Annotated in this window: 25 protein-coding genes; 24 read left to right on the top strand and 1 reads right to left on the bottom strand. The window is 37.6% G+C overall.

Translation table 11 applies throughout. The annotated features are described in order from the left end of the window. Positions 1–147 precede the first annotated feature (147 nt). The 10 genes from thiW (at position 148) to tpx (ending at position 7,743) form a co-directional block, all read left to right on the top strand. Positions 148–729 (top strand): energy coupling factor transporter S component ThiW, encoded by a 582-nt coding sequence (gene thiW / locus BLR83_RS02985; protein ID WP_074560244.1) that lies wholly within the window; start codon positions 148–150, stop codon positions 727–729. After that, complete coding sequence (locus tag BLR83_RS02980) at positions 726–1,439, top strand: class I SAM-dependent DNA methyltransferase (protein WP_074560243.1); 714 nt, start codon at positions 726–728, stop codon at positions 1,437–1,439. The genes thiW and BLR83_RS02980 overlap by 4 nt, the downstream gene beginning before the upstream one ends. Then, positions 1,399–2,082: an HAD family hydrolase gene (locus tag BLR83_RS02975; protein WP_234793097.1), complete on the top strand. Its 684-nt coding sequence runs from the start codon at positions 1,399–1,401 to the stop codon at positions 2,080–2,082. The genes BLR83_RS02980 and BLR83_RS02975 overlap by 41 nt, the downstream gene beginning before the upstream one ends. Continuing rightward, complete coding sequence (gene tenA / locus BLR83_RS02970) at positions 2,075–2,755, top strand: thiaminase II (RefSeq protein ID WP_074560240.1); 681 nt, start codon at positions 2,075–2,077, stop codon at positions 2,753–2,755. The genes BLR83_RS02975 and tenA overlap by 8 nt, the downstream gene beginning before the upstream one ends. Beyond that, positions 2,748–3,545: a bifunctional hydroxymethylpyrimidine kinase/phosphomethylpyrimidine kinase gene (gene thiD / locus BLR83_RS02965; protein WP_074560238.1), complete on the top strand. Its 798-nt coding sequence runs from the start codon at positions 2,748–2,750 to the stop codon at positions 3,543–3,545. Before tenA ends, thiD begins: the two co-directional genes overlap by 8 nt. After that, positions 3,546–4,343, top strand: a complete 798-nt coding sequence (thiM, locus tag BLR83_RS02960) for a hydroxyethylthiazole kinase (protein WP_074560237.1) — start codon at positions 3,546–3,548, stop codon at positions 4,341–4,343. After that, positions 4,336–4,968 carry a thiamine phosphate synthase gene (gene thiE / locus BLR83_RS02955; RefSeq protein WP_074560235.1) on the top strand — a complete coding sequence of 211 codons (633 nt, stop codon included), beginning with the start codon at positions 4,336–4,338 and terminating at the stop codon, positions 4,966–4,968. Before thiM ends, thiE begins: the two co-directional genes overlap by 8 nt. A gap of 111 nt (positions 4,969–5,079) precedes the next feature. Beyond that, complete coding sequence (locus BLR83_RS02950) at positions 5,080–6,360, top strand: O-acetylhomoserine aminocarboxypropyltransferase/cysteine synthase family protein (protein WP_074560234.1); 1,281 nt, start codon at positions 5,080–5,082, stop codon at positions 6,358–6,360. 116 nt (positions 6,361–6,476) lie between these two features. Continuing rightward, positions 6,477–7,136, top strand: a complete 660-nt coding sequence (locus tag BLR83_RS02945) for a DNA alkylation repair protein (protein ID WP_074560232.1) — start codon at positions 6,477–6,479, stop codon at positions 7,134–7,136. Positions 7,137–7,251: 115 nt separating this feature from the next. Further along, positions 7,252–7,743, top strand: a complete 492-nt coding sequence (tpx, locus tag BLR83_RS02940) for a thiol peroxidase (protein WP_074560230.1) — start codon at positions 7,252–7,254, stop codon at positions 7,741–7,743. A gap of 44 nt (positions 7,744–7,787) precedes the next feature. On the opposite strand, the gene BLR83_RS02935 is transcribed toward tpx, so the two are convergent. Beyond that, the gene (locus BLR83_RS02935) at positions 7,788–8,336 is read right to left on the bottom strand and encodes a TetR/AcrR family transcriptional regulator (RefSeq protein WP_074560229.1); all 549 of its coding nucleotides are present in this window, start codon (positions 8,334–8,336) and stop codon (positions 7,788–7,790) included. A gap of 144 nt (positions 8,337–8,480) precedes the next feature. Between BLR83_RS02935 and BLR83_RS02930 the strand changes: the two genes are divergently transcribed. From BLR83_RS02930 to BLR83_RS02865, 14 genes are all read left to right on the top strand, one after another. Beyond that, complete coding sequence (locus tag BLR83_RS02930) at positions 8,481–9,182, top strand: ABC transporter ATP-binding protein (RefSeq protein WP_074560227.1); 702 nt, start codon at positions 8,481–8,483, stop codon at positions 9,180–9,182. Between the two features lie 10 nt (positions 9,183–9,192). Continuing rightward, positions 9,193–11,829 carry an FtsX-like permease family protein gene (locus BLR83_RS02925; protein WP_074560226.1) on the top strand — a complete coding sequence of 879 codons (2,637 nt, stop codon included), beginning with the start codon at positions 9,193–9,195 and terminating at the stop codon, positions 11,827–11,829. Between the two features lie 112 nt (positions 11,830–11,941). Next, positions 11,942–12,538: a restriction endonuclease subunit S gene (locus BLR83_RS02920; RefSeq protein ID WP_074560224.1), complete on the top strand. Its 597-nt coding sequence runs from the start codon at positions 11,942–11,944 to the stop codon at positions 12,536–12,538. 69 nt (positions 12,539–12,607) lie between these two features. Beyond that, positions 12,608–13,945 carry a DUF2130 domain-containing protein gene (locus tag BLR83_RS02915; protein WP_074560222.1) on the top strand — a complete coding sequence of 446 codons (1,338 nt, stop codon included), beginning with the start codon at positions 12,608–12,610 and terminating at the stop codon, positions 13,943–13,945. Positions 13,946–14,032: 87 nt separating this feature from the next. After that, on the top strand, positions 14,033–14,272 hold the full coding sequence (locus BLR83_RS02910) for a DUF1858 domain-containing protein (protein ID WP_074560221.1): 240 nt from the start codon (positions 14,033–14,035) through the stop codon (positions 14,270–14,272). Beyond that, positions 14,265–15,626 (top strand): DUF438 domain-containing protein, encoded by a 1,362-nt coding sequence (locus tag BLR83_RS02905; RefSeq protein WP_074560219.1) that lies wholly within the window; start codon positions 14,265–14,267, stop codon positions 15,624–15,626. Before BLR83_RS02910 ends, BLR83_RS02905 begins: the two co-directional genes overlap by 8 nt. A 74-nt stretch (positions 15,627–15,700) precedes the next feature. After that, positions 15,701–16,582, top strand: coding sequence for a tRNA pseudouridine(55) synthase TruB (gene truB, locus BLR83_RS02900; RefSeq protein ID WP_074560218.1), 882 nt, complete (start codon positions 15,701–15,703; stop codon positions 16,580–16,582). A 13-nt stretch (positions 16,583–16,595) separates the two neighbouring features. Further along, the gene (locus tag BLR83_RS02895) at positions 16,596–17,528 is read left to right on the top strand and encodes a bifunctional riboflavin kinase/FAD synthetase (RefSeq protein WP_327084550.1); all 933 of its coding nucleotides are present in this window, start codon (positions 16,596–16,598) and stop codon (positions 17,526–17,528) included. 42 nt (positions 17,529–17,570) lie between these two features. Beyond that, positions 17,571–17,975 carry a Spx/MgsR family RNA polymerase-binding regulatory protein gene (locus tag BLR83_RS02890; RefSeq protein WP_006532216.1) on the top strand — a complete coding sequence of 135 codons (405 nt, stop codon included), beginning with the start codon at positions 17,571–17,573 and terminating at the stop codon, positions 17,973–17,975. A gap of 81 nt (positions 17,976–18,056) precedes the next feature. Further along, positions 18,057–18,332, top strand: a complete 276-nt coding sequence (locus tag BLR83_RS02885) for a UPF0223 family protein (protein WP_006532215.1) — start codon at positions 18,057–18,059, stop codon at positions 18,330–18,332. After that, the gene (locus BLR83_RS02880) at positions 18,322–19,086 is read left to right on the top strand and encodes an inositol monophosphatase family protein (protein WP_074560214.1); all 765 of its coding nucleotides are present in this window, start codon (positions 18,322–18,324) and stop codon (positions 19,084–19,086) included. Before BLR83_RS02885 ends, BLR83_RS02880 begins: the two co-directional genes overlap by 11 nt. Before the next feature lie 95 nt (positions 19,087–19,181). Next, positions 19,182–20,006, top strand: coding sequence for a ZIP family metal transporter (locus BLR83_RS02875; protein WP_074560213.1), 825 nt, complete (start codon positions 19,182–19,184; stop codon positions 20,004–20,006). A 103-nt stretch (positions 20,007–20,109) separates the two neighbouring features. Next, positions 20,110–20,433, top strand: coding sequence for a putative quinol monooxygenase (locus BLR83_RS02870; RefSeq protein WP_074560211.1), 324 nt, complete (start codon positions 20,110–20,112; stop codon positions 20,431–20,433). 93 nt (positions 20,434–20,526) lie between these two features. After that, on the top strand, positions 20,527–20,859 hold the full coding sequence (locus BLR83_RS02865) for a DUF6568 family protein (RefSeq protein WP_074560210.1): 333 nt from the start codon (positions 20,527–20,529) through the stop codon (positions 20,857–20,859). Positions 20,860–20,864: the final 5 nt, after the last annotated feature.

Genomic DNA, 20,864 nt, shown 5'->3' with positions numbered 1-20,864 from the left:
AAAATCGATATAAGATAGTTCTTTTGTAGAGTCAAAAGAGCTGTTTCGCAGTTTTTAAATAGATAAACTCCATTTGAGATTTTTCAAATGGCGTTTTTTTATTTCTGTGAGCTTTTGGTGCATGTTAGTGTCAGGAAAGGAATTTTTATGGCGAATAATCGTGTACATCGTTTAACTGTTCTGGCTATCATGATTGCTTTGGATTTTTTGCTAACGCCGTTATTTCGGATTGAAGGTATGGCGTTTATGTCCAGTGTGATGGATATCATCGCGGCAACTTTCATGACGCCTCTTTATGCTGTAGCTATGGCATTAATTGTTGCTATTATGCGGATTTTAACCCAAGCTGGTGTGGCTAGCGTGGCTCCATTAGCAATTATTGGTTCTGTTCCAGGAGCATTTTTAGCCACTTGCTTTTACCGTTTGACAAAAAAGCCTATTATGGCTTGGTTTGGCGAGTTTCTTGGAACAGGGATTCTTGGCTCATTACTTTCTGCACCAGTTATGGTTTGGTTTTGGACCATATCAGCTCATGGGGATGACGAGTTACTAGCAAAGGCAAGTCAGGCACAATCTTTGGTCTTCTTTACCCCACGATTTGTTTTGGCGACTTTGATTGGAGGCTTTATGGCAATGGCTGTGCTTTCTGGCTTGAAGTATTCAACACATTTCATGAAGTTGAAAAAATTATATGCCTTAGAAAGTCTCAAGGAGGATGGATTACAATGACAGATGCAAAAATGTTTGACGGTTACGCAGACGCGTATGACCAATGGTTTATGACAAATAGTAATGTCTTTGTCAGTGAATTAAAACTGTTGCACCGAGCTTTACATGATATTGAAAAAGAAACCATTCTATCAATTGGCTGTGGTAGTGGTCTTTTTGAATCAGCTTTGAATAGACAATACGGCATTCAGGTTAAATTTGGTATTGAGCCGTCAAATGATATGGCGACAATTGCCAGAAAACGTGGCATGACTGTCAAAATTGGTGATGCAGAGACAACGTCATTGTCAAAAGAAGCCTATGATGTGATTTATTTAAACGGTTGTTCGAGTTATATCAAGGATTTATCGTCAGCTTACCAGAATTGCCATCGTGCCTTGAAAAAGGGAGGACATTTGATTTTGTTGGATGTTCCAGTAGAGAGTGCTTACGGCATTTTGTATAAATTTGCTGCGCATGTTGGTGGTTATGATAAAGAAATTTTTCATAAAATTGCCCCAACTTTTCCTTATCCAATCGAGTTAGTCCGCTCTGCTATTTTCCATTCCCCTCTTGAAAAAGAAGCGATTTTAAGAGATGAACTTGGCATGACAAATATTCGATATTTCCAAACCCTTACGGCTCAGCCTATCTATACTAATGATTTTGTGGAAGAACCGATTGAGGGTTATGACAAAGGAGGCTATGTTGCCCTTGTTGCCCAAAAGTAAAAGCGTTATTTTTCTTGATTTAGACGGGGTTGTTTTTGATTCTTATGGTTTGTGGGATGAGGTCATCGAGAAAGTCTTGGCTTTAGCCAATATCTCCTATACTCAAGCGATAAAAAAACACCTCTGGCGTTTCAATATGGTTGAGGCGCAAGCTTATTTATCAGCTTTATTTGCCAAAGAAAAGTTGACTTATCCAGAAAGGAAAACTCAGCAGCTATTAGAAGATGCTTATCAAAAGGTTTCACTTATGCCACAAGCTGTGGAGATGATAGCCGATTTAGCTGAAGAAGATTTTTTGATTTATGCAGTCACATCAAATTATGATGACTTAGCCAAAATCGGTTTAGAATCGGCAGGAGTATTGCAATACTTTTCTGGTATTTATTCTTGTATTGCGCTAGGATTTCCTGATAAAACAGATGAGTTTTACCGAGCTGTTCTTGAGATAGAAGGCTTATCTGATAAGACTATTTTTTATCTGGAAGATAGCACGCGCCATTTAAAAACAGCTCAAAAATTTGATATTCAGGGTGTTTATCTGTCAAATACTGATAACCCACAAGACAATCAAGAACAGGCATTCCGCACCATTCGTCACTTAAAGGAATTCATAACAATAGTAAAGGAAGAAATTAATGATTAATGAAATGAAAGAACGCAGTCAAATCTTTATTGATAAGATTTTAGCAGATGATTTTATCAAGCAAATGATAGCAGGAAACTTGCCCAATGAGGCAATTTGTCATTACTTAAAAGCGGATGCTATTTATTTGGAAAAATTCGCTGATATTTATGCTCAGCTATTTGCCAAAATTCCTGATAAACCAAGCAAAGACTTCTTTTTAGGTCAGATTGACTTTATTTTTAATCATGAGGTGGGAGCTCATCATATTTTAGCTAAGGCAGCTGGAAGAGATTATCATGATATTATTGCTGATAAGGCTTGGTATCCAAGTTCTGACCATTACATTAAGCACATGTACTATCAGCTAAGTCAAGATAATCCAGCTTATATCTTGGCAGCCATGCTTCCATGTCCCTGGATTTATCAGCAGGTTGCTAAAAAGGCACTTGAGACTGGTAAGATTGCAAGCGATAATCCTTTTAAAGCATGGTTTGACTTTTACGCAGCAGATGAAGCAACAGCTTGTTTGCCAACTTATTTTGACCTACTAAAACGATTTAGTAGTCAACTACCAGAAGAAAAAAGAAAAGAAATGATTCGTGTCTTTTTGGAAAGTTGTCAGCATGAGCGCAATTTTTTCCAAATGGCAATTGACCAAGAAGAATGGCCAGAGGAGGTAAGAAATGTCTAAGTTACAGGTAGCTTTAACGATTGCAGGAACTGATCCAAGTGGTGGTGCCGGAATTATGGCTGATTTGAAAAGTTTTCAAGCGCGTGGTGTTTATGGTATGGCGGTCGTTACCAGTGTAGTTGCACAAAATACCCAAGGTGTTCAAGCCATTTGTAATCTTGATCAAACGATTCTTGATGAGCAGCTAAAAAGTGTTTTTTCTGATATTGAGCCAGATGCGATTAAGACAGGGATGCTGGCAGAAGTTGAAACCATTGAGCGCGTGAGTCAGTATTTGAATACTATATCATGTCCTTACGTTCTTGATCCCGTCATGGTAGCGACGAGTGGCGATCGCTTGATTAGCCAAGAAGCAGTAGAGGCCCTCAAAGAAAAATTGCTTCCTTTAGCGACTGTTATCACACCTAATTTGCCAGAAGCAGAGGTGCTTTTTGGACAAGAATTGAAGGATGAAAAAGCAATCCTAGAAGCTGGTAAAGCCATTCAATCACAATACGGCGTTAAAAATGTCGTCATCAAGGGAGGCCATTTGCAAAATGAAGCTAAAGACTTTCTCTTTTTAGAAAATGGTCAAGTGCAGACATTTACCTCTGAACGTGTTGCGACCAGGCATACACACGGAACGGGTTGTACTTATGCTGCAGTAATCACGGCAGAATTAGCCAAAGGTCGTTCTGTTCAAGAAGCTGTTGGAACAGCTAAGCGATTTATTACAGAAGCTATCAAAACCGCTCCAGAACTCGGTCATGGAAATGGTCCAGTTAATCACGTCACATACAAAGGAGATTAAATGACTTATTTAGATGACTTACGAGAGAATAATCCTTTGACCATTTGTTTGACAAATAATGTCGTCAAGAATTTCTCAGCAAATGGTCTGTTGGCTCTTGGTGCCTCTCCAGCCATGAGTGAATATCAGCCAGATTTGGAATATTTTTTGCCAAATGCAAGTGGTCTGTTGGTTAATATTGGTACTTTGCACGAGGGAAGTTGGCAACTTTACAAGGACGCTCTAGATATTGCTGAGAAGTATTCGGTGCCAACTGTTTTGGATCCAGTTGCTGCTGGTGCTGGACCTTATCGCAAGAAAGTTGCGTCTGATTTGCTAAACCATCACAAGATTTCACTTTTACGCGGAAATGCCGGGGAAATTGCTGCGCTAGTTGGACAAGATGTTAAAAGTAAAGGTGTTGATTCTGCAGACGTTGATGACATTGGACATCTTGCTTGGTTAGCTAATCAAAAACTTGGAATTCCAGTTGTCATCACAGGAAAAACAGATGCCATTGCGGTCAATGGTCACGTTAAACTTCTTAAAAATGGTAGTCCCTTAATGCCACTTGTTACAGGAACAGGCTGCTTACTCGGAGCAGTGCTAGCTGCATTTATCGGCCTTGCTAAAGATGGCGACTTACTTGCTTGCTTAGAAGAGGCAATCTCGGTTTATAATATCGCAGGTGAGCTGGCAGAAGTTGCGGCAGGCAACGCCCTACCTGGAAGTTTTCAGATAGCATTTCTAGATGCTCTTTGCAAAATCACAAATCAAGATGTTGAGCGCTTGAAGAGAGTTGAGGTATATTGTGAATAAAGAACAGTTGCAGGTCTATTTTATTTGTGGCACGCCAAATTGTCCTAAAGGGAAATTTTTGGATATCTTAGAAGCAGCTTTTAAGTCAGGGGTGACCTGTTTTCAATTTCGTGAAAAAGGTCAAGGTGCACTTTCTGGGCAAGAAAAAAAGGAACTTGCTTTAAAGGTTAAAGAACTTTGTCGTAAGTACCACATTTTATTTTTCATCAATGACGACATTGATTTGGCTTTAGAAATTGGTGTTGATGGTGTTCATCTTGGGCAAGATGATATGCCAGTCCATGAGGCTAGAAAGTTGTTTCCAGATAAGTTGATTGGTCTATCGGTTGGAAATGCTAAAGAATATCATTTATCAGCAATTGATGTTGTTGATTACATTGGGGTAGGTCCTATTTTTCCAACTTCTTCAAAATCTGACGCTGGTCAAGTTATCGGATTAAATGGTTTGAGAGAAATGCGTGAATTGGATAAAGACATTCCAATTGTGGCAATTGGTGGCATTACATTTGGTGATGTAGCTGCTATTCGGCAATCTGGAGCAGATGGTGTTGCTGTAATTTCAGCCATCGCTCAGTCCAAAGAAGTTGAACTTGATACTCAGCGATTTGCCAGAGCATTTGACTAGGGTATAGTTTGAAACTATACCTAGTCTTTTTTAATAAGTATTAGTCAATATTTTTAAAAGAGTGTAAAATTGTATGTACATTCAGAAATTTTAATGATTGGAGTACATGCCATGACACGAAAATATAACTTTGAAACTTTACAATTGCATGCTGGTCAAGAAGTTGACCCAACAACAAAATCTCGTGCTGTTCCAATTTACCAAACAACATCATATGTTTTTGATAATGCTCAAGAAGGTGAAGATTTATTTGGCTTGAAAAAACCAGGAAATATCTATTCACGTATCGGGAACCCAACGGTAGAAGTCTTTGAAAATCGTATTGCTGCCCTTGAAAATGGGGTTGGGGCAGTCGCAACATCATCTGGTATGGCAGCTATTACTTATGCTGTTCTTGGGCTTGCTCACGCTGGCGACCATGTGGTGGCAGCGACAACTCTTTACGGTGGAACATTTAACTTACTCAAAGAAACTCTTCCGCGTTATGGCGTGACAACAACATTTGTTGATGTGGCAAATCTTGAAGAAGTTGAAGCAGCTATCAAGGATAATACAAAACTTGTTTTGATTGAAACGCTTGGAAATCCTGTTATCAATATTCCTGATATCGAAAAAATTGCTGATATTGCGCATGCTCACAAGATTCCATTGGTAACTGATAATACCTTTGGTACACCATATCTAATCAATGTTTTCTCACACGGTGTTGATATTGCCGTTCATTCAGCGACAAAATTTATCGGTGGACACGGAACAACTATTGCAGGTGTAGTTGTGGATTCAGGAAACTTCGATTGGGAAGCATCTGGTAAATTCCCACAATTTGTAGATGAAGACCCATCATATCACAATATCAGCTACACTCGTGATATCGGAGCTGCAGCTTTTATCACAGCCCTTCGTGTGCAATTATTGCGTGACACTGGTGCAGCTTTGTCACCATTTAGTGCTTTCTTACTTTTGCAAGGTCTTGAAACATTGTCACTTCGTATTGACCGCCATATTGAAAACACTAAGAAAATTGTCGACTTTTTGGCAAACCATCCAAAAGTTGAAAAGGTCAACTACCCAAGCTTGCCATCAAGCCCATATTATGACTTGGCTCAAAAATATTTCCCTAAAGGTGCTGGTTCAATCTTTACTTTCCACATCAAGGGAGGGCAAGAAGAAGCGCATAAATTTATCGATAACCTTGAAATCTTCTCTGATTTAGCAAACGTTGCGGATGCCAAATCTCTTGTTGTTCACCCAGCGACAACAACTCACCAACAACTTTCTGAAGAAGATTTGAAAGCTTGTGGAGTAACTCGAAATCAAATTCGTGTATCTGTTGGTCTTGAAAATGCTGATGACTTGATTGAAGATTTGCGTCTAGCTTTGGAAAAAATCTAATCAAACAATCGTATTGATGTTCATAGGGTAAAAGCAAGCAGTCTGTATGCCAAACAGACTGCTTTTTGATAGAATGAAAGTGAAAAATAGCTTAGTTACTCCAAGGAGGAAGAAAGTTGTCAAAGCTTGAAGAAATGACTCGATTATTTGAAGAAAACGCTGATTCGGCAAAAGCGCAAGTTATGTCAGCCTACATGAAAAATCGATTTTCTTTTTATGGCATTCAAACACCAAAACGCCGAGCACTTTACAAATCATTTTTAGCCAATGAGAAAAAATCAGAAAAGCTTGATTGGGCTTTTTTAAAGCAGGTCTGGCAAGATGACCACCGTGAGTGTCAGTATTTGGTTCTTGATTACTTGCGTACGATGCAAAGATTTCTGACTTATGATGATATTGAAAAGCTTGAATATTTTGCAAGAAGCAAACAGTGGTGGGATAGTATTGACATACTAGCCGTTGTTATTGGTCGCATTGGATTAACGGATGAGAGAGTTGATAAGGTGATGAAAGCGTGGGCACATGATGATAATATCTGGCTATGTAGACTAGCCATTCTTCACCAGCTTGGTAGAAAAGATCAGACTAAGATTGATTTACTCCAAGAGATTCTTCTGAGAAATCTAGGTTCAAAGGAATTTTTTATCAATAAAGCCATAGGTTGGGCTTTACGTGATTTGTCAAAAACTAACGCTGCTTGGGTTAGACAGTTTATCATGACAAACAAAGAACACTTATCACCACTTTCAGTTAGAGAGGCAAGCAAGTATCTTTAACTTTCAAGCATATTCTTCGTTTAAAAAGAGATTTTTCGGTAAAATGAAAGGAGAGTAAAAGGCTTTCTTTTCTTGCAAATAACAAAAAAACTCTCATAAATGGAAGGAATAAACGATGACAACTTTTCTTGGAAATCCCGTAACTTTAATTGGTAAACAACTAAAAATTGGTGAAACAGCACCAGATTTTTCATTGCGAGCATCTGATTTAAGTATTAAAAGCTTGTCTGATTTTGCTGGAAAGAAAAAAGTAATTAGCGTTGTGCCATCAATTGATACAGGGATTTGTTCAACACAGACACGTACGTTTAATAAAGAACTTTCAGCTATGTCTGATACCGTGGTAATTACGATTTCAGCAGACTTGCCATTTGCTCAAGCACGCTGGTGTGGTGTCGAAGGTCTTAATCAAGCGGTTATGTTGTCTGATTACTATGACAATGAATTTGGGAAGACTTATGGTCTTTTAATGGCAGAATGGCATCTTCTAGCTCGTGCTGTGCTTGTTTTAAATACGGATAATCAATTGGTTTATGCTGAATACTTGGAAAATGTTAACTCAGATCCAGATTATCAAGCGGCTCTTGCTGCCGTAAACTCACTATAGTTAAAAAATCTCACTTAATCTAAAGTGAGATTTTCTCAGTATTATCATACCATTTTATCAAGCGAAGCAACTTTAAGGATAATATCGGTGACTTCTTCAGAACTTTCAATTCCACCATTACTTACCCAAAGAGAGATAATACTTTCAATAGAAGATAAATAGACTTCAAGCGCATATTGATAAGGAATTTCATAATAGCTCACGAGAATATCTTTGAAATCAGGGATAGTCAAAAGAAAGCTGTAAATAAAATCTTTGATAGTTTTAGAGAAATCGGAAGAAGATGATTTTGAAATGGCATAAATAAACTCAAAATTCTTGCGGATGTAGTCCAGACACTGGATGATAACAGTTTGACTATCAGAAAAAAGAGAGTCGTCATTTAGAATAGCTAATAACTCATCAAGCGTTTCGTTTTTTAGTTGGTCCATCATGTCGCATTTATCAACATAATGAAGGTAGAATGTTCCACGATTAATACCAGCAGTTTTGGTTAAATCTGAGACACTAATCTCCTCAAACCGTTTTTCCAACAAGAGTTTAGCTAAAGCTTGTTTAAGATAGTTTTTGGTTTCTGTTTGTCTCTTTGCCATAAAAATCAGCTCCTTTCTTAGTCCTGGTCTAAAATGAACAGATTGTCTATTTTTGTCCTTGTTTATTAATTTATCAAATTATATAATATAGTCCAAATTAAATCAACAAGATGTCTAATTAAGAAAACTAAAGAGGTGAATCTCATGGCTTATATTGAAATGAAGCATTCTTATAAACGTTATCAAGCAGGTGAAACTGAAATTGTGGCTAATAATGATATTAATTTTGTCATTGAAAAAGGAGAATTGGTCATTATTTTAGGGGCTTCAGGAGCTGGAAAATCAACTGTCTTAAATATTCTCGGTGGTATGGACACGAACGATGAAGGGCAAGTTTTGATTGATGGGGTTGATATTGCTAAATACAACGCTAAAGAATTGACAACTTATCGTCGTAATGACGTCGGTTTCGTCTTTCAATTTTACAATTTGGTGCCCAATTTGACCGCTAAAGAAAATGTGGAACTAGCTTCAGAAATTGTTAGCGATGCAAGAGATGCTGAGCAGACATTGATTGATGTGGGACTTGGAAAACGTCTTAATAACTTTCCAGCTCAGCTATCTGGGGGTGAACAGCAGCGTGTGTCAATAGCGCGTGCGGTGGCAAAAAATCCAAAATTATTGCTCTGCGATGAACCGACAGGTGCCCTTGATTACCAAACCGGAAAACAAGTCTTAAAAATTTTGCAAGATATGTCACGCCATAAGGGTTCAACTGTTATTATAGTTACGCATAATTCAGCTCTTGCCCCAATTGCTGATCGTGTGATTCACATGCACGATGCTACGGTAAGCAGTATCGAAGTTAATGAGCATCCTCAAGATATTGAAACACTAGAATACTGAGGTGATGGCTATGTCAAAAAAGACTTATTGGAAAGATATCAGAAAATCAATCGGAAGTTCTAAAGGTCGTTTTTTATCCATCATGCTCTTGATGATGCTTGGAGCCTTTGCCTTTGTCGCCTTGAAAGTAACAGGACCTGACATGCAAAGGACAGCAAGTGCTTATCTTAAAAAGCAAAATACCATGGACTTGTCAGTCATTGCAAGCTACGGTTTTAGTGATGATGATCAAAAAGAGCTAGCAACGATCAAAGACAGCGAAGTTGATTATGGCTATCTGACGGATGTGACAATTAAAAATACCGATGATGCTATTCGTGTGTTTTCAAACAGCAAGCGTATTTCTAAATATGAGTTAGTTTCAGGTGTTTATCCCAAAGCTACTGATGAGATTGCCTTAGCTTCAACCATGCAAAAGAAATACCATCTTGGTGATAAGATCAGCTTTACCCAATCTGACGAACAAGGCATTTTGAAAAAAACGACATTTAAAATTGTTGGCTTTGTCAATTCCTCAGAGATTCTTTCAAAATCTAGCCTTGGAACATCAAGTGCTGGAAACGGAGTATTGAAATACTATGCCATTGTTCCAGAATCAACTTTTGACAGCGATTTTTACACGGTTGCTAGAATTCGCTACAATGATTTAAAAAATCTAAATCCATTTTCTGAAACATATAAGGAAAAATTAGCTAAAAAAGAAAAAGCGCTAGAGGACTTGCTTTATGATAATCCTAGCCAACGCTTAGCACAATTAAAATCAGAAAAAGAAACCTCACTTGATGCTAATCAAGCAAAGGTCGATGCAGCTAAATCTCAACTGGAAGCGCAAAAAGCCATGCTCGCACAATTACCAAATGAGCAACAATTGGCAGCACAAGACTCAATCAAGCAAGCGCAAGCTCAAATTGCTGAGAGTGAAAAGCAGATTAGTGACGCTAAAACGAAGCTTGATTCTATGAAAGAGCCGACTTATACAACGTATACTCGCTCAACCTTGCCAGGTGGTGGAGGTTATCAAACCTACATTTCAAGTACCTCAAGTATTGGCAGCATCGGCAATGTCTTTCCGGTTGTCTTATATGTTGTTGCTGCTTTAGTGACTTTCACAACAATGACACGATTTGTTGATGAAGAACGCACTAATTCGGGTGTTTTAAAAGCTCTCGGTTACAGCAATAGCGACGTTATTAAGAAATTTGTTATCTATGGTTTTGTTGCCAGCATGACAGGAACCATCTTGGGAATTTTTGCGGGGCATTACATTTTGTCACGAGTCATTGCTGAGATTGTTACAGGTGATACAACTTTAGGAAGTACGACTTATTATTTCTATTGGTCATATACTTTGATTGCAATCGTATTTGCTCTTGTTAGTGCGGTCTTGCCAGCCTTTATTATCGCTAGAAGAGAGCTTAGTGAGAAACCTTCTCAGCTTTTGTTGCCAAAACCACCAGTCAAAGGGTCAAAAATTTTCTTAGAACGTATCGGCTTTATCTGGCGCCGTTTGTCATTTACACATAAAGTTACTGCTCGAAATATTTTCCGATACAAGCAGCGCATGCTGATGACCATATTTGGTGTAGCTGGTTCGGTTGCTTTGCTATTTGCAGGACTTGGCATTCAATCTTCTTTAGGAAAAATCATTGATAACCAATTTTCACGTTTGATGCCTTATGATATGATTGTGGTCACAAGTGATGATAGCAGTAGCCAAAAAGAATTGACATCTGTTTTAAATTCTAAAAAAGTATCCAAATACCAAAGTATTTATTTGTCACACTTAACAGAGGATATTCCTGGTTTGAGTGATAAACAGGATATTTCAATTTTGGTTAGTCAAGGTAAAAATTTTGGAGACTTTATTCATCTAAAAGATCCTAAAACAGCACAAGACTTGACCTTAACGGATGATGGTGTTGTCATATCAGAAAAATTAGCAAGCTTGTATCATGTTAATGCAGGTGATTCTTTTGACTTGAAGGATGAAAATAGTAAAAAACACGTTCTTAAAGTTTCAGCAGTTGCTGAGATGAATGTTGGTCATTATCTCTTTATGTCACAAAAAGCATATGAAAAATTCTTTGACAAAGACATTAAGGATAATGCTTACCTTGTCACCCTTAAAGATCATTCAAGTAAAAATATCGAGGATATGTCTACTAAGTTGTTAGCCATGGATAGCGTGTCAGCCGTTAGTCAAAATGCTTCCCTAATCAAAAATGTCAACTCAGTAGTTGTTTCTCTTAATGGAGCGATGACGATTTTAATCATTATTTCTATTTTACTTGCAGTGGTTATTCTCTACAACTTAACCAATATTAATGTGGCAGAGCGGATTCGAGAATTGTCAACGATTAAAGTTCTTGGATTTTATGATAATGAAGTGACCATGTACATTTATCGAGAAACGATTAGTTTGTCATTGATTGGTATTGTAGTAGGATTGATTGGTGGAAAATACTTGCATCAACTGATTATGAATATGATTGGTTCAGATTCGATCAAGTTTGGAACTGAAGTCGGCTTGTCAATCTACATCATTCCAATCATCGTTGTTATTGGCATACTATTCTTGTTAGGTTGGCTTGTTAACCATATCCTAAAAACAGTCGATATGTTAGAAGCATTGAAATCAGTTGATTGAGTTCTTAGAAAAAAATCGAATAAATAGTAAAGGAGCAGTAGGTCTACTGCTCTTTTAACTTGTTTAATGTTCAGATTAGTATTATAATACTAACATATAAGGAGAGATAGCTATGAGTGAATTGATTGAGAAATATGAGGCAAATCAAATTGTTAAAGTTCCTTTAAGTGACGTGACAGAGCATTTTAAGGGAAAGGCCGTTTCAAAATTAGGAGATACTGGAAATGTATCAGTTGTTAATTTGAGTGACATGACTGATACTGGCATTGATTACGACCATTTGAAGAAGATTGATGTTGACCAAGACAGTGTCTCACGCTATCTTTTGGAAGATGGGGATGTTTTAATCGCTTCAAAAGGAACAGTAAAAAAAGTTGCTGTTTTTCATGACCAAGATAGTGCCATTATTGCATCAGCTAACATCACTGTATTAAGACCAACTGCTGATATTTCAGGAACATACATCAAATTATTCTTAGAATCTGAATTAGGTCAAGAACTCCTTGAGCAGACTAATACAGGAAAAAATGTGATGAATTTGAATACGAAAAAGATTGTTAGTATTCAAATACCAAAACTTCAGCCACTCAAACAAGCTTTTCTCATTCAACGTTACGAACAAGGTCTGAAAGATTACAAGCGAAAAATTACTAGAGCAAACCAAGAATGGCAACATATTCGTGATGATGTTGCAAAGAACCTATTCTAAAGATAAAAGAAGTCCTTGTGGCTTCTTTTTGTTATAATAGGGGTATTATAAGATTCAAGCGAGGAAATTATGAATAACATTAAGTGTCCACATTGTGGAACGGTATTTACCATTAATGAAACAGAGTACAGTCAATTGTTAGCCCAAGTTCGTAGTAGCGAGTTTGATAAAGAAATTCATGAGCGCTTAGAAAACGAAAAAGCACTTTTGGAAGAAAAATCAAAAAATGATTTGCAAGTTCAAGCTAGTGCCAAAGACAAAGAAATTGCTGATTTGACAACGCAACTAGAGCAAGTAAAACAAACCCTAGAGCTCGAAAATCAGCGTCAACTAGCTAAGAAAGATCAAGAAATTCTTGAGTTGAAATCTAGCTTAGACAATTTCCAATCAGCTAAAGACTTGGAACTAACAAAAGCTTTAACGGAAAAAGATAAAGAATTAGCTGAGCTTAAAAATCAACTGGAACGTTTATCACTTGAAAATAAAACAAGTCTGGTAGAAGCAGTTGCTAGCGTTGAAAAAGAACGAGATGATGTTAAGTCAAAATTAGCTCTTCAAGAAAAAGAAGCAGAATTATCACTTGCTTCAGTTAAAAGAGACTACGAAGCACAATTGAAGGCTGCTAACGAGCAGGTTGAATTCTACAAAAACTTCAAAGCTCAGCAATCAACTAAGGCAATCGGCGAAAGCCTAGAAGTCTATGCTGAAACAGAATTTAATAAAGTGCGTGCCTATGCTTTCCCAAATGCGACTTTCGGCAAAGATAACGAAGTATCAAGTCGTGGCTCAAAGGGAGACTTCATTTATCGTGAAACTGATGAAAATGGTATTGAAATACTATCTATCATGTTTGAGATGAAAAATGAAGCTGATGAGACAAAAACCAAACACAAAAACAAAGATTTTTACAAAGAATTAGATAAAGACCGTCGTGAAAAAAATTGTGAGTATGCTGTTCTAGTTACCATGTTGGAAGCCGATAATGATTACTTTAATACTGGTATCGTTGATGTCAGTCATGAATACGAAAAAATGTACGTGGTTCGTCCGCAATTGTTTATTCAATTGATTGGTATTTTGCGAAATGCTGCGCTTAATTCCCTTAAGTACAAGCAAGAACTAGCCTTGGTTCGTGAACAAAATATTGACATTACGCATTTTGAAGATGATCTTGAAACCTTTAAAAATGCCTTTGCGAAAAACTACAATTCAGCAAGTAATAACTTCAAAAAAGCCATTGATGAAATCGACAAATCAATCCGTCGTATGGAAGAAGTAAAACGATTCTTAACAACAAGTGAAAACCAACTCCGCCTTGCAAATAATAAACTTGACGACGTTTCAGTAAAGAAATTAACCCGAAAAAATCCAACAATGCGAGCAAAATTTGAAGCTCTGAAAGATTAAAAAGCTGTCATCTTTTATGACAGATGAAGTCAGTTTTAAAATTCTTGTGCTATAATGAACCTATCCCTAATAAAAGAGGTTATTATAATGAACAATATTATAGATTTGACAAAACCAGTAGCTGAGGTTGTGAAAGAACACCCTGAGATTAAAGCTATTTTGGTTGATTTAGGTTTTAAACCGTTAGCGCAAGCAACTATGCTAAATACCGTTGGCAAAGTGACTTCTCTGAAAGCAGGAGCAAAACTGGCTAATGTCTCACTTGATAAAATTCAAAAAGTACTTGAATTTAACGGTTATGAAGTGATTGGAGGCAACAATGACTGAAAATCGTATTGAAGTACTAAAAGATATCTTGTTGCGTTTACACCATGGTGCTGATGCTGATTCAGTTCAAGAAGATTTTAATCAAACCTTTAAAGGAGTTTCTGCCCTTGAGATTTCAATGATGGAACACGAATTAATGGGAGGTGAGACTGGTATCACCTTTGAGGATGTTATGGGCTTGTGCAATGTCCATGCTAATCTTTTTAAAGGAGCTGTATCTGATGTTGATGTCCCAGATGCTGAACAAGAAGGGCATCCTGTTTATGTATTTAAGCAAGAAAATCTTGCCTTACGCTCAGCTATGTTGCGCATTCGTCGTATTATCGAAAATTATGAGAAGCCTGAAAATGCAGACTTTCGTGATGATTTGTTACGTGGCCTGAAATTTCAAATGGGACTTCTAGGGCAATTTGATAATCATTACAAGCGTAAAGAAGAGCTCTTTTTCCCATTGATGGAACAGCATGGTCATGATGCTCCGCCACGCGTCATGTGGGGTGTGGATGATGATATTCGTGAGCTCTTTAAAAAAGCACAAGCAGCAGTGGGTAAGTTGCCAGAAATCTCAATTTCAGAAGTTTCACAAGCCTTTGAAACTTTTGCTCATGAATTTGAAGAAATGATTTTCAAAGAAGAAGCTATTTTGCTGATGATTCTTCTTGAAGCTCTTACCCAAGATGATTGGTTAGCGATTGCTGACGAAAGTGACGCATACGGTTATGCTATCATTAAACCAACGGCTAAATGGCAACCAAAACGTGAATCATTTGACAGCGAAAAATCAGAATCTGCTTCTGTAGCTGTTAATTCTGATGATTCTCGTCAGACTAATGCTGAATCAAACGACAATCAATTGACGAAAGTTATTGATACGCCTGAAGGACAGTTCACGATCAGCTTTACACCTAAAAAAGAAAAGCCAACTGTTGATCGAACAACTGCTCAGCCATTTGGCAACGGGTATTTGTCAGTAGAACAAGCCAACCTGATTTTAAATCATCTACCTTTGGAAATAAGCTTTGTTAATAAAGACGATATCTTCCAATATTTTAATGACAATACTGTTCCAGAAAAAATGGTGTTTAAACGTACACCAAGTCAGATTGGACGTAACGTTGAACTTTGCCACCCACCAAAAGTGTTAGATAAAGTCAAAAAGGTCTTTAAATTACTTCGCTCAGGCGAACGCGATAAAGTTGTCATGTGGTTTAAATCTGAAAAAATGGGAAAATTCATCCATGTCACTTATGCAGCCGTTCGTGATGAAAATGGTGAATTTCAAGGTGTCTTAGAATATGTGCAAGACATTCAAGAATTTTTAGATATTGACAGTGATGTCAAACGTGACATTTAAAAAACACAAACAAGTTAAAACAATACAAAGTTTTAGCTTGTCTTTTTTTACTGAAAACGGTTATAATAGAAATTATGATTAACGGAATTATTAACTTGAAAAAAGAGGCTGGAATGACTAGCCATGATGCGGTCTTTAAGCTTCGTAAAATTTTACATGAAAAGAAAATTGGTCACGGTGGAACGCTCGATCCTGACGTTGTTGGTGTCTTGCCAATAGCTGTCGGAAAAGCAACACGTGTGATTGAGTATATGACAGAAGCTGGAAAAGTATACCGTGGGCAGATTTGCCTAGGTTTTTCAACAACAACTGAAGATGCTAGTGGTGATGTTGTTGAGAAGACTCCAGTTTCAACAGAGCTGACAGAAGATACCATTGACCAAGCTATGGAAAGTTTTATTGGTGATATTACTCAGATTCCACCAATGTATTCTGCTGTTAAGGTCGATGGGAAGCGTTTATACGAATATGCTCGTGCTGGACAAACAGTTGAGCGACCTGAACGCCATGTGACAATCTATGATTTCAAACGCACTAGCCCGTTAGAATTTAAAGATGATTGTTGTTATTTTGACTTTGAAGTTGCTTGTAGTAAAGGAACTTACATTAGAACCTTGTCAGTCGATTTAGGAAAATCACTTGGTTTTGCCAGTCATATGTCTTATTTGGAGCGCCAAGCTTCAGCTGGTCTTCAATTAGAAGATGCATTGACTTTGTCTGAAATCACTGAAAAAGTTGCGCAAGATGATTTTTCATTTCTTTTGCCAATCGAGTATGGCGTTATGGATTTGCCACGTGTAGATTTGACAGAAGATCAAGTTACAGAGATTTCATTTGGGCGTAAAATTGCTTTAGATAGAACTGAAGAACAAATAGCTGCTTTCTATCAAGATAAAGTTGTCGCTATTCTAATTCCACGTGATGACCTATACAAACCAAATAAAGTGTTTATATAATGAAATGGAAAAAATGAATATTCAACATATAAAAGATGCTCGAGATATCGATCGTACTCGAGACAGTGTTTTAGTATTAGGCTACTTTGATGGCCTGCATAAAGGGCACAAAGCTCTGTTTGACCAAGCTAGAGCGATTGCCAAACGCGATCAGCTAGACTTAACTGTTTTGACTTTTAATGAATCACCGCGTCTAGCACTTGCTCGCTTTACACCAGAATTATTATTGAATTTGACGGCACCAGAAAAACGTTATGAAAAATTTGCTGAGTACGGCGTTGATGATCTTTACCTGATTGATTTTACGTCGGCTTTTTCGAAAGTTTCGTCAGAGGAATTTCTTAATACTTATATCAAAGCTTTACGAGCAAAAACTATTGTCGTTGGCTTTGATTATAAGTTTGGACACGATAGAAAAGACGCAGCTCATTTATCAGAAATCTTTGATGGTGATGTAATTGTTGTTCCTGAAGTTCAGGATAATGGAGAGAAGATTAGCTCTTCACGTATCCGACAAGAAATCCTATCAGGGAATGTTTCTGAGGTGAATCGTCTTCTAGGCTATGAATTTTCAACCAAAGGGATTGTTGTTCATGGCGATGCTAGAGGTCGCACGATAGGATTCCCGACAGCAAATCTTGCTGTTTTAGACCGTGTTTATCTTCCAGGTGATGGTGTTTACGTGACAGATATTATCGTTTCGGGAAAACGCTACCGCTCAATGACAAGTATCGGAAAAAATGTGACTTTTGGTGGCCAAGACATGCGACTGGAAGCAAATATTTTCGATTTTGAAAACGATATCTATGGCGAAACGGTCGAAATTATCTGGTTAGATAAAATTCGAGGCATGATTAAGTTCGCTGGAGCCGATGAATTAGTTGAACAGCTAAAATCTGATAAAAAATTTGCCCAAAATTGGGGAAAAAATAGAAAACTTTTTTAAAATTTTGTATAATTAAGTTAAGAAGATTAGAGAGGTGGTTTTATGATTACTTTATTTTTGTCACCAAGTTGTACAAGCTGCCGAAAAGCACGAGCTTGGCTTAATGAACACGATGTTAAATTTCAAGAACACAATATCATTACCAGTCCTCTTAGTCGCGATGAATTAATGGCTATTTTGGCCTTCACAGAAAATGGAACAGAAGATATTATCTCAACTCGTTCAAAAGTTTTCCAAAAGTTAGATATTGATCTTGACGAGTTATCTGTTTCAGAATTGATTGATTTAATTGCGAAGAATCCTGGTTTGCTTCGTCGTCCTATTATTTTGGATAACAAGCGCATGCAAATCGGATTTAATGAAGATGAAATTCGTGCATTTTTACCACGTGATTATCGTAAGCAAGAATTGCGTGACGCAACGATAAAAGCAGAAATTGAAGGATAGAAAGGAATAACTCTTCAACAGGTTGATGTCTGTTGAGCTATGGAAAACGATTTGTTTTCTTAAGAGTTTGGGCATCTTTGTATGAAAAATTACAGCTATCCACTTGATTTGTCTTGGAGCACTGAAGAGATAGCATCAGTGCTTCATTTTTTGAATCAGGTTGAGGCCGCATATGAAAAGAAAGTTGCTGTTAGCGATTTATTAGACAGCTACGCAACCTTTAAGACAATTGTGAAAAGTAAAGCACAGGAAAAACAAATTGATCGCGAATTTCAACAAAGCAGTGGCTATTCAACTTATCAAGCCGTAAAAGCTGCTAAAGCAAAGGAGAAAGGATACATTTCCCTTGGAAAATAAGTTTCAATTTGCTAAAGACATTATTCGTGATGCAGGTGACTTTATTAAGTCTAATATGGTCAAGGATCTTGAAATCGAAGAAAAGACGCGTTTTGATGATTTGGTAACGAATCTAGATAAAGCAACTCAGGAATTACTAATCACCAAAATTAAGCAAGCTTATCCAGATGACCATATTTTAGCGGAAGAAAATGGCGTACACCATGATATTGCTGATGGAAATGTCTGGGTACTTGATCCGATTGATGGCACTGTCAATTTTGTGGCGCAAGGTACGCATTTTGCTGTTATGATTGCTTATTATGAAAATGGTGTCGGTCAGTTTGGTTTGATTTATGATGTGATGAACGATACCTTGTATAGTGGCGGTGGTCAATTTGATGTTTATATGAACGATCAAAAATTACCACCATTTCAAGACCGACCAATGAATCGATTCTTGGTAGGTTGCAATGCTAATATGTTTGCGTATAACTACCATGGACTCCATGATATGATTGAGCATACTTTAGGAGTTCGTGTTTATGGCGGTGCTGGAATCAGTATGGCAGCAGTTATGGCCGGACAATTATTGGCTTACTTTTCTTACATTCAGCCTTGGGACTATGCAGCCGCTAAGGTGATGGGAGAAAAACTTGGTTATGTCTTATTGACTATTGATGGTGAAGAACCTGATTTCACGCATCGTCAAAAAGTCATGTTTGTTCCGAAAGCAAAATTATCAACGATACAAACTTATTTATCTAAAGCCTAGTATTTTACTAGGTTTTTCTTTTATATCTATGGTAAAATAGGGATGAATTTATAGAAAACGTTTTAATTGGAAATACACATATAAGGAGATTTTTTATGATGAATTGGCTAATGACACAGAATGTTGTCTTTTTAGCCTTGTTAGCTGGCCTCTTTACCTGGGGCTGTACCATTCTTGGGTCGGCTGTTGTCTTTTTCTTTACCAAAGTTAGTCGAAAATTGCTTGATGTCATGATGGGATTTGCAGCTGGTGTCATGATTGCGGCTTCTTTTTGGTCGCTGCTTGATCCAGCCCTTGCTTATGCCAAGGCTGATTATGGTAATTTAGCTTGGGTACCGGCAGCAGTTGGATTTCTTTTAGGTGCTTTTAGCCTTCGATTAATTGATGCTCTTGTCCCTCACTTGCATCTGGGAAAAGATGTCTCTGAAGCAGAAGGGATTCAACCAAAGAAAAAACTTTCAAAAACAGCTCTGCTATTTTTGGCTATTACCATTCACAATTTTCCAGAAGGCTTGGCTGTTGGAGTGACTTTTGGGGCGCTTGCTTCTGGTAATATGACCAGTGCAGCTCTTATTGGCGCTATCGGACTTGCTATTGGGATTGGTCTACAAAATATTCCTGAAGGGGCTGCTTTGTCAATTCCGATTCGAGCTGATGGGAGTTCTCGCTTTCGAGCTTTCTTTCTTGGTGCAATGTCAGCCATTGTTGAACCAATTGGGGCTGTTTTAGGAGCTGCCCTAGTGATTATTATGCTACAAATCATACCTTATGCCCTTGCTTATGCAGCTGGTGCCATGATGTTTGTGGTTGTAGAAGAATTGATTCCTGAATCACAGACTAATGGTAACACTGACGTGGCTACGCTTGGTTTGATGGTCGGATTTGTCATCATGATGGTTATGGACGTGGCACTAGGTTAATGACATGTCAAAAGTTAGCTTAAAAGGCTAGCTTTTTGTGTTGAATAATTGAAAACGCTTGTAAAATTTATTAAAATAATCATGAAAGGAAAAAGGTGATGCTATGGCAATTACAGTAAATTTGTATTACAAAGGCGTTAATGGTAATGCTCGAAAATTTATGGAAGAAATGGAAAAATCTGGCACAGCTGATGCTATCCGTGCCGAAAAAGGCAATCTCAGATATGAGTATTTCTTCCCAGCAAGTGATCCTGAAACTCTGCTATTGATTGATAGTTGGGAAAACCAAGATGCCATTGATGCTCATCACGCATCTCCCATGATGGCAACTCTAGCGGAGCTTCGTGATAAATATGATTTGCATATGACAGTTGAGCGTTATCTCTCAGATGATAGCGATGTAGACAGCGAATTCATTCGCAAATAAATGAGCTTCTTTTGGGGCTCTTTTTTAAGCTAATCATTTGTGATTCTTTTAGTCTTAGGATATGATTAGGTTAAGATTTTTGGAGGTATCGTTATGACGACATTTGCAGAGCATTTCACAAATATTTCAGTAGCGGCTGCGAAAGAGCAATTACAAACAGCTGACGAGTTTATTCTTTTCATCGGTCGTCCGACATGTCCATTTTGTCGACGTTTTGAACCAAAGCTTTCTCACGTTGCTAAAGAAAACCAATTAGTTGTTTACTATATTAACAGTGATTATACGACTCCTGAACTAGAGGAGTTTCGTAATACTTACAAAGTCGCAACAGTCCCTGGTTTATTGGTCGCAAATGCCGGTCATGTAAGAGTGGTTTGTGATTCATCTTTGTCTGAAGAGGCAATTTTAGACTTTATTAAAAACTAGGCAAG

This window comes from Streptococcus equinus (assembly GCF_900101445.1).
GTDB classification, from domain to species: Bacteria; Bacillota; Bacilli; order Lactobacillales; family Streptococcaceae; genus Streptococcus; species Streptococcus equinus_B.
The sequence above is the reverse complement of the archived record's forward strand: the minus strand, read 5'-3'. Positions and strand labels throughout refer to the sequence as shown.